This is a genomic window from Xanthomonas sp. NCPPB 3174 (assembly GCF_056725205.1).
This window is the reverse complement of sequence record NZ_CM161517.1, coordinates 2,464,247-2,477,027: the sequence shown is the minus strand read 5'-3', so window position 1 is coordinate 2,477,027 and position 12,781 is coordinate 2,464,247. Positions and strand designations below refer to the sequence as shown.

At 69.3% G+C, this 12,781-nt stretch carries 13 protein-coding genes; 3 read left to right on the top strand and 10 right to left on the bottom strand.

Annotated elements, in window-relative coordinates:
- The first annotated feature begins 1 nt into the window (after nt 1).
- Nucleotides 2–1,321 carry an ABC transporter ATP-binding protein gene (locus AC1PK7_RS11040; protein ID WP_481098174.1) on the top strand — a complete coding sequence of 440 codons (1,320 nt, stop codon included), beginning with the start codon at nt 2–4 and terminating at the stop codon, nt 1,319–1,321.
- Between the two features lie 722 nt (nt 1,322–2,043).
- Here AC1PK7_RS11040 and AC1PK7_RS11035 read toward each other — a convergent pair.
- The 6 genes from AC1PK7_RS11035 to AC1PK7_RS11010 form a co-directional block, all read right to left on the bottom strand.
- Nucleotides 2,044–2,343 (bottom strand): hypothetical protein, encoded by a 300-nt coding sequence (locus AC1PK7_RS11035; RefSeq protein WP_420009872.1) that lies wholly within the window; start codon nt 2,341–2,343, stop codon nt 2,044–2,046.
- 130 nt (nt 2,344–2,473) lie between these two features.
- Complete coding sequence (locus tag AC1PK7_RS11030) at nt 2,474–3,664, bottom strand: methyl-accepting chemotaxis protein (protein ID WP_010341735.1); 1,191 nt, start codon at nt 3,662–3,664, stop codon at nt 2,474–2,476.
- A gap of 150 nt (nt 3,665–3,814) precedes the next feature.
- Entirely contained in the window at nt 3,815–4,429 is a 615-nt protein-coding gene (gene hflD / locus AC1PK7_RS11025; RefSeq protein ID WP_209029260.1) for a high frequency lysogenization protein HflD, read from the bottom strand.
- Entirely contained in the window at nt 4,426–5,568 is a 1,143-nt protein-coding gene (mnmA, locus tag AC1PK7_RS11020) for a tRNA 2-thiouridine(34) synthase MnmA (RefSeq protein WP_420009871.1), read from the bottom strand. Before mnmA ends, hflD begins: the two co-directional genes overlap by 4 nt.
- Complete coding sequence (locus AC1PK7_RS11015) at nt 5,565–6,023, bottom strand: NUDIX hydrolase (RefSeq protein ID WP_481100816.1); 459 nt, start codon at nt 6,021–6,023, stop codon at nt 5,565–5,567. The genes mnmA and AC1PK7_RS11015 overlap by 4 nt, the downstream gene beginning before the upstream one ends.
- The gene (locus tag AC1PK7_RS11010) at nt 6,023–6,526 is read right to left on the bottom strand and encodes a hypothetical protein (RefSeq protein ID WP_481100815.1); all 504 of its coding nucleotides are present in this window, start codon (nt 6,524–6,526) and stop codon (nt 6,023–6,025) included. Before AC1PK7_RS11010 ends, AC1PK7_RS11015 begins: the two co-directional genes overlap by 1 nt.
- A 76-nt stretch (nt 6,527–6,602) precedes the next feature.
- On the opposite strand from AC1PK7_RS11010, the gene clpS reads away from it, so the two are divergent.
- Complete coding sequence (gene clpS / locus AC1PK7_RS11005; RefSeq protein ID WP_010341728.1) at nt 6,603–6,923, top strand: ATP-dependent Clp protease adapter ClpS; 321 nt, start codon at nt 6,603–6,605, stop codon at nt 6,921–6,923.
- A gap of 123 nt (nt 6,924–7,046) precedes the next feature.
- Nucleotides 7,047–9,329: an ATP-dependent Clp protease ATP-binding subunit ClpA gene (clpA, locus tag AC1PK7_RS11000; RefSeq protein WP_010341727.1), complete on the top strand. Its 2,283-nt coding sequence runs from the start codon at nt 7,047–7,049 to the stop codon at nt 9,327–9,329.
- A gap of 135 nt (nt 9,330–9,464) precedes the next feature.
- Here the strand turns inward: clpA and infA are convergent, their stop codons facing one another.
- The 4 genes from infA to trxB all read right to left on the bottom strand — a co-directional run bounded on the left by infA (nt 9,465) and on the right by trxB (nt 12,743).
- Nucleotides 9,465–9,683: a translation initiation factor IF-1 gene (gene infA / locus AC1PK7_RS10995; protein ID WP_004425677.1), complete on the bottom strand. Its 219-nt coding sequence runs from the start codon at nt 9,681–9,683 to the stop codon at nt 9,465–9,467.
- Nucleotides 9,684–9,775: 92 nt separating this feature from the next.
- Nucleotides 9,776–10,513, bottom strand: a complete 738-nt coding sequence (gene aat / locus AC1PK7_RS10990; protein WP_481100814.1) for a leucyl/phenylalanyl-tRNA--protein transferase — start codon at nt 10,511–10,513, stop codon at nt 9,776–9,778.
- 22 nt (nt 10,514–10,535) lie between these two features.
- Nucleotides 10,536–11,660 (bottom strand): GNAT family N-acetyltransferase, encoded by a 1,125-nt coding sequence (locus AC1PK7_RS10985; RefSeq protein ID WP_481100813.1) that lies wholly within the window; start codon nt 11,658–11,660, stop codon nt 10,536–10,538.
- A 114-nt stretch (nt 11,661–11,774) separates the two neighbouring features.
- Nucleotides 11,775–12,743 (bottom strand): thioredoxin-disulfide reductase, encoded by a 969-nt coding sequence (gene trxB, locus AC1PK7_RS10980; RefSeq protein ID WP_010341722.1) that lies wholly within the window; start codon nt 12,741–12,743, stop codon nt 11,775–11,777.
- Nucleotides 12,744–12,781 lie beyond the last annotated feature (38 nt).

Below are 12,781 nucleotides of genomic sequence, written 5' to 3'. Positions count from 1 at the left end.
CATGAGCTATTCCGCAAGCGTGCCCGAGCGCGCCCCGCTGGTCCGCGTGCAGGGCGTGCGCAAGACCTACGACAAGGGCGGGGCGACGCCGCTGGTGGTGCTGGAGGATGTCGACCTGACCCTGCACTCGGGGCAGATCGTCGGCCTGCTCGGGCGCTCCGGCTCGGGCAAGTCGACCCTGCTGCGCGCCATCGCCGGGCTGTTGCAGCCCAGCGCCGGCAGCATCGCCTTCCGCGACGCTGCGCCCGGCCAGGTCGCCGACGACATCGCTATGGTGTTCCAGAGCTTCGCCCTGTTCCCGTGGCTGACCGTGCTGCAGAACGTGGAAGTGGGCCTGGAAGCGCGCGGCGTGGCCGCCGACGAACGCCGCCGACGTGCCCTGGCGGCGATCGACCTGATCGGCCTGGACGGCTACGAGGGCGCCTACCCGAAGGAACTGTCCGGCGGCATGCGCCAGCGCGTGGGTCTGGCGCGGGCGCTGGTGGTGCGGCCGAAGCTGCTGCTGATGGACGAGCCGTTCTCGGCACTGGACGTGCTGACCGCCGAAACCCTGCGCACCGACCTGCTGGACCTGTGGTCGGAAGGGCGCATGCCGATCGAATCGATCCTGATGGTCACCCACAACATCGAGGAGGCGGTGCTGATGTGCGACCGCATCGTCATCTTCGGCGCCAATCCGGGGCGGGTGATCGGCGAGATCGAGGTGACCCTGCCGCAGCCGCGCAATCGCCTGGCGCCGGCGTTCCGTGCCCTGGTCGACGACATCTACGCGCGCATGACCGCCAGCCCGCAGCGGCCGCAGAACCGCGAGGGCGTGTTCCCCGGCAGCGGCATCGCCATGGTCCTGCCGCGCGTATCGAGCAACCTGCTGGCCGGCCTGATCGAGGCGGTGGCGGCCGAGCCCTACCACGGCCGCGCCGACCTGCCGCCGCTGGCGGCCGGCCTGCAGCTGGAAGTGGACGAGCTGTTCCCGATCGCCGAGACCCTGCAACTGCTGCGCTTCGCCGTGTTCGAGCAGGGCGACCTGCAATTGACCCCGGCCGGGCAGCGCTTCGCCGAACTGGGCACCGACGCGCGCAAGCAGTTGTTCGCTCAGCACCTGGCCACCTACGTGCCGCTGGCCGCGCACATCCGCCGCGTCCTCGACGAACGCCCGGCGCATCACGCACCGGCGCGCCGTTTCCGCGACGAGCTGGAAGACCACATGTCCGAGGCCTATGCCGCGGAGACGGTCCAGGCGGTCACCAGCTGGGCGCGCTACGCCGAGTACTTCGCCTACGACAAGCAGGCGGACCTGTTCTCGCTGGAGAATCCGAGCTGATCAAGCGAGCTGCACAGCCTCGCGTAGGAGCGGCTTCAGCCGCGACCCCACGGCGAACATTGCAGGAACGGCGTCAGGCACAACCTTGCTCGCCGCCCAATGCGCCTTGCAGCAACGATGTCGCGATCCGATCGGAGTCGTTGTGGGAGGGACTTCATTCCCGATTGCAGGCGCATCGAAGCGCCGGACGGCATCGCGCGTCGCGACTGAAGTCGCTCCCACAGTGACGCTTTCCCACGGCCGGGCGCTCGCGATTGGGAGAAGGGTTCAGGCGCGCGCCTGGATGCGACGTCGATCGGTCAATGTGTCGTAGCTCGCCGCCGAATCCGCCTTTGCAGCAACGATGTCGCGATCTGATCGGAGTACTTGTGGGAGGGACTTCAGTCCCGACTGCATGCAGCCGGCCAGGCACGGGTCGCGCGCTTTTCGCGACCGAACGGCATTGCGCATCGCTGCCTTTTGCCTTGGTTTAGCGAGATTAGTCATCGCCTCGTAGGAGCGGCTTCAGCCGCGACGAAGCATTGCCGAGACCATCCGTCGCGGCTGAAGCCGCTCCTACGGATGCGGGACGCGCATGGTTGGCTCGTCCCTCTCGGCCTTATGCGGCAAGCGAAATCGAGAATAACGAGCTGAGACAAAACGTTTGGCGACGCGCTGAACGCAATGCCCACACAAGGCTCCACTCGCCGCCCGCAACCGCAATCGCAACCGCCGCGATCGACTCAGTCGCCGTCGTAGAGCGGGAAGTGCACCAGCGGCGCCGGCGTGCCGGCGGCAGCGACCGCGCTGCCGTTCAGGCCCATGTCCCAGGCCAGGCCGGCCCAGACCGGGTCGGCGATGCGCGCGTCCTGCGGTGCCGGCGCGCGCGCGATCAGCAATTGCCGCAGTTCGGCCTGGGCCAGCGTCTCCAGCCGTCGCAGGGCGTGGCCGGGCTGGCGCGGTGCCGCCGCCGGCCGGATGCCGGGATCGGCGACCGGCTCGGACGCAGGCACGTGCGCACTGCTGCTTTCATCGCAGGACATGGCCGCAACTCGGGACAGGGACTGGAGAGGCATCGACATCGACGGGGCCGGACGGGAAGGGCAGAGACGACAAGCCCCGGCAGGGGCCGGGGACTCGTCGGTTCATGGCGCGGAGCGCGACAAGACGGACTTAGAACAACTCGACCGTGCCGGCACCCATGCTCTGCTGCGCCACCGGCTTGTGCGGCGGACGCTCCCACTCCACGCGCATGTCGCGCAGGCGGTTGCCGACCCGCTGCAGGGCGTCGAGCAGTTCATGGTCGAACACGCCGCCATTGCGATGCAGCAGTTCCTGCAGCGCCACGGCCTCGCGGTTGATCGCGGTCAGGCGGTCCAGGTGGGTGTGCACGCCGCCCAGGGCCTGGGTCGCGATGTCCTCGAACTGCAGGGCGCGCACCGCTTCGGCGACGCTGCTGTCGATGGCGCGGCCGCACTCGGAGATCTCGCGCATGCCGTCGCCCAGCGAGTGGTTGATCGCGGCCACGTTGTCGAGCATCGCCGCGGCCTCGGCCCGCGCCTCGCGGGAGCGGTCCATGTCGCGCGAGGCCATGTTCGAGACCGTCTCGCGGACCTTGGCGATGGCGTCCTTGGAACTGTGCGCCAGCTTGCGGATCTGCTCGTTGAAGGTGGTCGAGCGCTCGGACAGGTTGCGCACCTCGTCGGCCACCACCGCGAAGCCGCGGCCCGCCTCACCGGCGCGCGCCGCTTCGATCGCCGCGTTCAGCGCCAGCAGGTTGGTCTGGTCGGCGATCGACTTGACGTCCTCCAGCAGGGCGAAGATGCCGTCCAGGTGCTGGGACATGTCGTCGATGTAGTGCACCGTGGTGCTGCTCTGGCCGCTGACCTGTTCCAGCGCCTCCACCAGCTGCTCCATGCGCTGGCTGGCATGCTGGGCGAAGCGGGCCACGTCCACCCCGGCGCCGCCGTCTTCGCCGGCGCGGTCGACGATGCGGGCCAGGGCCACGCTCTGCTGCCGCGACTTGCGGTTCATCGCCTCGAAGCTGCCGCCCAGGCCGCTGACCGCCTGGCGGATCAGTTCGCGGGCGCGTTCGATCTCGGAGCGCGAGCCCTCGATCTCGTTGCCGACGAAGCTGCGCAGCTCGGTCAGCAGGTGGTCCTGCTCGCGCATGACCTTGGCCTGCTCGGGCGAGCGCCGGCTCTGGCTGTACGCGGTCCAGCCGGCGAAGCCGAGCCAGCTCAGCGTCATGGTGGTGAGGATGGCCCAACGGACCGGGGCCGGCCAATCGAAACCGGCGGCGATGGGGAACAGCAGCGTCAGGGCGAGCGGGGCGGCCAGACGGATCAGGAGGCGTGAGTACATGGAAGTTCTCGGCAGATTCACGATTGCTGTATCGGCCGCCCCCCCCGGGTCTTTAGCAGCGTCATCGCCGGATCGTCGAAACCTGCGCCCTTTCGCAGGATCGGCGTCGCAGAACGGGCGCGGCGGCCCGCGCCCTCCGCCTCTGCGGACTCAGCGCAGCGCGCGGTCCACAGTCTCGCGCATGCGCCGCTTGGCCAGCAGGAAGTCCCACAGGCTGCCGCCCATCTGCCGCCACAGCACCGCCGCGCGGACCGCCGCCAGCAGCAGGGCGCGAATCTCCGCCACCACCCCGGCCTGGCCCAGGTAATGCGGATTGCCTTGCACCATCACCCGCGGGCGCAGGTGGCTGATGGTGTCGGCATAGAGTTGGCCCAGCGCGGTGATCACTTCCGGGTGGGTGCTGTCGCCATGGCGCTCCAGCAGCGGCGCGATCCGGGCCAGGCCGGCATCGACCTTGGCGTCGGTCTCGGCATCGCCGGCGAAGCGCCGCTCCAGCTGGATCACTGCCATCGCCAGCCGTGGCAGCACCTCGTCCTGGCCCTGGTTGCGGAAGTAGTTGTGCAGCAGGCGCAGGCCCGGCGCCAGGTCGGCGCGGCGGCCGTAGACCGCTTCGGGGCTGGGCGCGTCGATGCGGAACACGCTGTCGAGCAGGGTGCGCACCAGCGACGCCTCCGACTGGCCGGTCTCGGCGATGCGCCGCACCTGCTGCAGGGCCTGGGCCAGGCCCGCTAGCGCCAGCATGCGCGCGTCCATGGAATCGGTCATCGAATGGAGTCCTCGTGTACGGCGGGGGCCTGCTGCGCCAGGCGGCGCTCCAGCGGGGCATCGGTGGTGGCGATCACGGCGCCGCCCAGGCATTGCTCGCCCTGGTACAGCACCAGCGACTGCCCGGGGGTGACGGCGCGCTGCGGGCGCGCGAAGCGGACCGAGAGGGTGCCGTCGTCGCCGACCTCGACCGTGCAGGGCTCGTCGGCCTGGCGATAGCGGGTCTGCGCGGTGCAGTCGAACCGTCGCGCCGGCGGCGCACCGGCGATCCAGTGGGCGGCTTCGGACTGCAGCCAGTTGGCCATCAGGTAGGGGCTGTCGCGGTCCTGGTCGACGTACAGCACGTTGCGGGCGACGTCCTTGCCGACCACGTACCACGGCGCCGCGGCACGCCCGCGCACCCCGCCGATGTTCAGGCCCTCGCGCTGGCCGAGGGTGAAGTAGAACACCCCCGGGTGCTCGGCCACGACCTGCTCGTGCGGGTCGCGGATCTCGCCGCGCCGGGCCGGCAGGTAGCGGCCCAGGAATTCGCGGAAATCGCGTTCGCCGATGAAGCAGATGCCGGTGGAATCCTTCTTGGCGTGGGTCGGCAGGCCGGCCTCGCGGGCGATGCGGCGCACCTGCTCCTTGGGCAGTTCGCCGACCGGGAACAGGGTCGCGGCCAGTTGCGCCTGGCCCAGCTGGTGCAGGAAATAGCTCTGGTCCTTGTTGCGGTCCAGCCCGCGCAGCAGCCGCCAGCGGCCGCCGACGCAGTCCACCCGCGCGTAGTGGCCGGTGGCGATGCGCTCGGCGCCGAGTTCCCGCGCCGCGTCCAGGAAATGCTTGAACTTGACCTCGCGGTTGCACAGCACGTCCGGATTGGGCGTGCGCCCGGCAGCGTACTCGGCCAGGAAGTGCGCGAACACGCCCTGCCAGTATTCCTGCGAGAAATCGCGGAAATGGAACGGGATGCCGAGCCGCCCGCACACCGCCACCGCATCGCGGCGGTCGTCGTCGGCGCGGCAGTCTCCGCTGCCGTCGTCGGCCCAGTTCTGCATGAACAGGCCGGACACCGCCGCGCCCTGCTGGACCAGTTGCCAGGCCGCCACCGACGAATCCACGCCGCCGGAAACGCCGACCATGACCGCTGCGCCGCTCATGCCACCTGCCGCAACAGGTCCAGCGGGTAGCGGCGCCCGGCCAGGTAGTCGGCCACCACCTGCCACACCAGCGGGCTGCGCCAGCGCGGCGCGGCGGCCTCCAGCTCGGCCGGGGTCATCCACAGCGCGCGCACGATGCCGGTGTCCAGCGGCCGCTGCGCATCGTGCGCGACCGGGTCGGCGGCGAAGGCGAAGCGCAGGTAGTGGCGGCCGTTGTCGGCCTTCCACTGGTAGGCGCCGATGAAGGCGGTCGGCTGCACCTGCCAGCCGGTTTCCTCCAGCGTCTCGCGCACCGCGGCCTTGATCAGGCTCTCGTCCGGTTCCAGGTGACCGGCCGGCTGGTTCAGCACCAGCGCACCGGCGATGGCTTCCTCGACCTGCAGCAGCCGCCCGTCGCGCACCACCACCGTGGCCACGGTCACGTCCGGCTGCCAGGGCTCGGCGATCGCCGTCATCAGAACAGATCCTTGCCGCCGTTGAGCTCGGCGTCCATCGCGTCGGCGCCGCGCGCGGCGGCCTCCAGCGCCTCGCGCAGCGCCGTATCGTCGGCATCGGCGGGCAGCTTGACCACGAACACGGCGGTACCGCCCTGGCGCACCCAGCCGCCGAGGATGTCCGACTGCGCGTCTTCCAGCAGCCGGTTGGCGACCTTGGCGGGCAGGCTGTCGCCCTGCGCCTGGTAGGCGGGCGACCAGACCTCGCGGATGCGGTAGCTGCCGAAGGTCTCCACCGGCGAGCGCACGTAGGTGAGCTGCTTGCGCTCCTGGCCGTGGTCGCGCAGGCCGAACAGCACCTGGTAGTCGCCGTCCTGGTCGGCCTGCACGTCGTAGCCCAGCGCCTGCAGCCGCTTGCCCAGTGCCGCATCCGGCGGCTCGGCGGCCGCCGGCAGGGCGGCGGCGAGCAGCGCGGCGAGCAGCGGAACCTTGGGGAACATCGTCGAATGCATGTGCAGCGCCATCGAAAGGAGGGGAATTGTGCGGGCAGGGCCGGCGATCGTCCAATCCGGGCCGGCAGGCCCCGTATATAATGGGCGGATGCCCCGCAAGAATTCCCCCGAGCACGATCATGGCGTCATGGTGGAGACCGGCAAGCCGGAAGTCGCCCGCCCGCCCATGTATCAGGTGCTGCTGCTGAACGACGACTACACCCCGATGGACTTCGTGGTGACCGTGTTGCAGCAGTTCTTTTCCCTGGACCTGGAGCGCGCCACCCAGGTGATGCTGCACGTGCATACCCGCGGCCGCGGGGTGTGCGGGGTCTATACCCGCGAGGTGGCTGAATCCAAGGTGGCTCAGGTGAACGAGTTCTCGCGGATGAACCAGCACCCCCTGTTGTGCACGATGGAAAAAGCCTGATAGTGGGAGGCGTCGGTCACCGGTTTGCCCGGACTAACGCGGTGTGAACACACTGATCCGATAGGGTTGTGGAAATTCGCAACTCAAGCCACATATTGTCGGCAACAGACGTCGGAGTACACCATGTTCAGCAAAGATCTCGAGCAGACCATCGGCCAGTGCTACAAGCGCGCCAGGGAAGCACGTCATGAGTTCATGACGGTGGAGCACCTGCTGTTGGCGCTGCTCGACAATCCCTCCGCCCAGGCCGTGCTCAAGGCCTGCGGCGCCGACGTCGACCGCCTGCGCAGCGACCTGGAACAGGCCATCGAAGCCTCGGTGGCCCGGTTGGCCGAGGACGACGGCCGCGACACCCAGCCCACCCTGGGCTTCCAGCGGGTGCTGCAGCGGGCGGTCTACCACGTGCAGTCCTCGGGCAAGAAGGAAGTCAGCGGCGCCAACGTGCTGGTGGCGATCTTCGGCGAGAAGGACTCGCACGCGGTGTATTTCCTGAATCAGCAGGACATCACCCGCCTGGACATCGTCAATTACCTGTCCCATGGCATCGCCAAGATGGGTGAGGACGGCGAGCAGGCCGCGCCGAGCGACGGCGAGCCCAAGGGCGAGGCGGGCGAGGGCGAGCCGAAGGGCGATGCCCTGGCCGAGTACGCCACCAACCTGAACGAGCAGGCCCGCAACGGCCGCATCGACCCGCTGGTCGGCCGCGCCGACGAGATCGAGCGCACCATCCAGGTGCTGTGCCGCCGCCGCAAGAACAACCCGCTGTACGTGGGCGAGGCCGGCGTCGGCAAGACCGCCATCGCCGAGGGCCTGGCCAAGCGCATCGTCGAGGGTAGCGTGCCCGAGGTGCTGGCCGACGCGGTGATCTTCTCGCTCGACCTGGGCGCGCTGGTCGCCGGCACCAAGTACCGCGGCGACTTCGAGAAGCGCCTGAAGGGCGTGCTGACCTCGCTGAAGAAGGTGCCCAACGCGGTGCTGTTCATCGACGAGATCCACACCATCATCGGCGCCGGTTCCGCCTCCGGCGGCACCATGGACGCCTCCAACCTGATCAAGCCGGCGCTGTCTTCGGGCGAGCTCCGCTGCATCGGTTCGACCACGTTCCAGGAATACCGCGGCATCTTCGAGAAGGACCGTGCCCTGGCGCGGCGCTTCCAGAAGATCGACATCGTCGAGCCGACCGTGGGCGAGACCTTCGAGATCCTGCAGGGCCTCAAGCCCAAGTACGAGGCGCACCACGGCGTGACCTACGCCGACGACGCGCTGCAGGCGGCGGTGGACCTGTCGGTCAAGCACATCGGCGACCGGCTGCTGCCGGACAAGGCGATCGACGTGATCGACGAGGCCGGCGCGCGCCAGCGGCTGCTGCCGGAAGGCCAGCGCAAGGAACTGATCGACATCGAGGAGATCGAGACCATCGTCGCCAAGATGGCGCGGATCCCGGCCAAGCAGGTCAGCGCCACCGACAAGGACGTGCTGCAGCACCTGGAGCGCAACCTGAAGATGGTGATCTTCGGTCAGGATCCGGCGATCGAGACCCTGTCCTCGTCGATCAAGCTGGCGCGCTCGGGCCTGGGCAATCCGGAGAAGCCGATCGGCAACTTCCTGTTCGCCGGTCCCACCGGCGTGGGCAAGACCGAGGTCACCAAGCAGCTGGCGCTGCAGCTGGGCATCGAACTGGTGCGCTTCGACATGTCCGAGTACATGGAGCCGCATTCGATCAGCCGCCTGATCGGTGCGCCCCCGGGCTACGTCGGCTTCGACCAGGGCGGCCTGCTGACCGAGAAGATCGTCAAGACCCCCCACTGCGTGCTGCTGCTGGACGAGGTGGAGAAGGCGCATCCGGACATCTTCAACATCCTGCTGCAGGTCATGGACCGCGGCGTGCTCACCGACACCAACGGGCGCGAGGCGAACTTCAAGAACGTGATCCTGGTGATGACCACCAATGCGGGTGCCACCCAGGCCTCGCGGCGCTCGATCGGCTTCACCCAGCAGGACCATTCCACCGACGCGATGGAGATCATCCGCCGCAGCTTCACCCCAGAGTTCCGCAACCGCCTGGACGCGGTGGTGCAGTTCCAGCCGCTGGCCTTCAGCCACATCCTGCGCGTGGTCGACAAGTTCGTGATCGAGCTGGAGATGCTGCTGCAGGAGAAGCACGTGTCGCTGTCGGCGACCCCGACCGCGCGCGACTGGCTGGCCCAGCACGGCTTCGACCCGCTGATGGGCGCGCGGCCGATGGCGCGGGTGATCCAGGACAAGGTCAAGCGCCCGCTGGCCGACGAGCTGCTGTTCGGCAAGCTGGTCAACGGCGGCCGCGTCACCATCGACGTGCGCGACGGCGAGCTGGTGGTGGAGACCCAGGCCGAGCCGGAGCGCCTGCTGCCGGCCACTGTGGACTAAGGCCGGGCCAGGGGCACAGGCACGACGAAAGGCGGCTGCAGAGGCTGCAGCCGCCTGGCGAGGTCACCGTCGTTCCACCGTTGCAGACGCGAAAGGCGGCCAGTGGCCGCCTTCTTCATGTCCGCCCGTGGCGGATTACTTCATGCGGTAGGTGATGCGACCCTTGGTCAGGTCGTACGGGGTCATTTCGACCTTCACCCGGTCGCCGGTCAGGATGCGGATGTAGTTCTTGCGCATGCGGCCGGAGATGTGGGCGATGATTTCGTGCCCGTTTTCCAGCTTGACCCGGAACGTGGTATTGGGCAACGTCTCGCTGACGGTGCCTTCGAATTCGATGGAGTCGTCTTTCGACATGTAATCCTGTGCGATTCGGAACGGCCAAAGGCCTGAAGAGCGAGGATTTTACTCGCCTGCGCCGCGCCGTGCAAAGTTTGCGTTAATCCCGCTCAGCCCTGGGCCAGTTCCGCGGCCGCCAGGGTGCCGAACTGTGACGTCCACGGCCCGATCTCGGCCGGTGCCGCCACCAGCGTGGCGATGGCCTCCAGGAAGCGCGGGCGCGGCCAGCGCTCGGCGCCCAGGCTCAGCAGGTGGTCGTTCTCCACCTGCGCGTCGATCAGCGGCCAGCCCCAGCCGTGCAGGCGCCGCGCCAGCGCCGCCAGCGCCACCTTGGAGCCGCCACTTCGGGCGCTGAACATGCTCTCGCCGAAGAACATGCGCCCGCGCGCCACCCCGTAGATGCCGCCGACCAGGTCGTCGCCATCGAACACTTCCACCGAATGCACGTGGCCGGCCTGGTGCAGGGCCAGGTAGGCGGCGCGCATCGGTGCGGTGATCCAGGTGCCGTCCTGGCCGCGGCGCGGGAGTTGCGCGCAAGCGTCGATGACGGCGGCGAAGGCGGTGTCGGCGCGCACCGTCCACGGCGAGCGCCGCAGGCTGCGGCGGAAGCGCGAGGACAGGCGCACGCCGTCGCTGCGGAATACGGTACGCGGGTCCGGGCTCCACCACAGGATCGGTTCGCCGTCGGAGTACCAGGGGAAGATGCCCTGCGCATAGGCGGCGAGCAGGCGGGTCGGCGACAGGTCGCCGCCGATCGCGAGCAGCCCGTCCGGCTCGCGCAGGGCGCTGGACGGTGGCGGGAACGGGGCGGCGGGATCGGCCGCGAGCAGGGCAGGGAGACGACGCATCGCCGGCAGCGTAGCCGATGCCTCAGGCGTCGTGGCGGAACGGCGAGTGGCGCTGCAGTGCCGCCGCGTGCTGGCGGACCTCGGCGCGCTCCTGCGCGCACCAGTCGGCCAGCGGCACGCGGAAGCCGGGATCGGCGATCCAGTGGCGGCTGCGCACCAGCCGCGGCAGGAAGCCGCGGGCGATCTTGTGCTGGCCCTGCGCGCCCGGCTCGAAGCGGGTCAGGCCCTCGCGCAGGCAGTACTCGATGCCCTGGTAATAGCAGGTCTCGAAGTGCAGGCCGGGCAGGGCATCGCCGCCCCAGTAGCGGCCATACAGGGTGTCGCCGCCGCGCAGGCAGAACGCCCCGGCCACCGGCGTGTCCTGATGCATGGCGAGGAAGATCAGCAGGTTGCGCGGCATCGTTCGCGCAAGATGTGAGAAAAAGTCCAGGGTCAACGCCGGCGAATTGCCGTAGTCGTCGAAGGTGCGCAGGTAGAACCCGTACATCGCCTCCAGGTCGGCGGCGCTGGCCTCGTCGCCGTGCAGTACGCGGAAGCCGATGCCGGCGCGCTGCACCTTGGCCCGCTCCTGGCGGATGTTCTTGCGGTGCTTGTGGTCCATCGCGCCCAGGTAGTCGTCGAAGCCGGTCCAGCCGGCCTCGTTGTGCCACTGGTACTGCACGTCGTTGCGTTCCAGCCAGTCAGCGCCGAACGCGACGTCCTCGTCGGCGCGGTGGAAATTGACGTGGGCCGAGGACAGGCCGGTGCGATCGGTCAGCGCCTGCATGGCCGCGAGCAGTTCCTGCTGCGCCGCCAGGTCGCGCGCCAGCAGCCGCGGCCCAGTCACTGGCGAGTACGGCACCGCGCACAGCCACTTGGGGAAGTAGTCCTGGCCGTAGCGCGCGTAGGCATGCGCCCAGGCGTGGTCGAACACGAATTCGCCGTGCGAGTTGCTTTTGACGTAGCCGGGCGCCGCCGCGACCAGCGCCTCGCCGTCCCACACGGTGAGATGCAGCGGACTCCAGCCCCAGTCCGGGCGCAGGCAGCCGTGCTGCTCCAGGCCGGCCAGGAAGGCGTGGGCCACGAACGGATTGCGGCCGTCGTGCAGGGCGTCCCAGTCGGCGGCGGCGACCCCGTCGAGCTGGCGCAGCCAGCGGATCCGGCTCATCGCCCCGGCCGCCGCAGCAGAAGGGCGACCCGACCGCAGGTTGCGTCGGCGCGCGCACTTGCCAGCGCGCGGCGACTGCCTGCCCAGGGCCGGCAGCTCAGAACGTGCGCGGACTCAGGCACCCTTGTCCAGATAGCGCTCGGCGTCCAGCGCGGCCATGCAGCCGAAGCCGGCCGAGGTGATCGCCTGGCGGTAGTGCTGGTCGGCGACGTCGCCGGCGGCGAACACGCCCGGCACCGAGGTCTCGGTGGCGGCGCCGCCGAGGCCGGAGCGGATCTCCAGGTAGCCGTTGTGCATGGCCAACTGGCCGTCGAACAGCTGGGTGTTCGGGTGATGGCCGATGGCGACGAAGAAGCCGTGCGCCTCCAGGTCGCGGGTGCTGCCGTCCTGCACCGACTTGACCCGCACGCCGGTGACGCCGGCCTCGTTGCCCAGCACCTCGTCCACCTGGTGATGCCAGACGGTCTCGATCTTGCCGGCGGCGACCTTGGCGAACAGCTTGTCCTGCATGATCTTTTCCGCGCGAAGGGTGTCGCGGCGGTGCACCAGGTAGACCTTGCGGGCGATGTTGGACAGGTACAGCGCCTCTTCCACGGCGGTGTTGCCGCCGCCGACCACGACCACGTCCTGGTCCTTGTAGAAGAAGCCGTCGCAGGTGGCGCAGGCGGACACGCCGCGGCCCTTGAACGCTTCTTCCGAGGGGATGCCCAGGTACTTGGCGGTGGCGCCGGTGGCGATGATCAACGCGTCGCAGGTGTAGTCGCCGCTGTCGCCGCTGAGCCGGAACGGGCGCTGCGACAGGTCGGCGGTGTGGATGTGGTCGAAGATCACCTCGGTCTCGAAGCGCTCGGCGTGCGCCTGCATGCGCGCCATCAGGTCCGGGCCCATCAGGCCGTGCGGGTCGCCGGGCCAGTTGTCGACCTCGGTGGTGGTCATCAGCTGGCCGCCCTGCTGCAGGCCGGTGATCACCACCGGCTTGAGGTTGGCGCGCGCGGCGTAGACCGCGGCGGTCCAGCCGGCCGGGCCGGAACCCAGGATCAGCAGGCGGGAATGCTTGGCGGAATTGGCGGCAGAGGGGCTCATGTATACTCGCGAACAGGGTGAAATGGCGGCGGAAACGC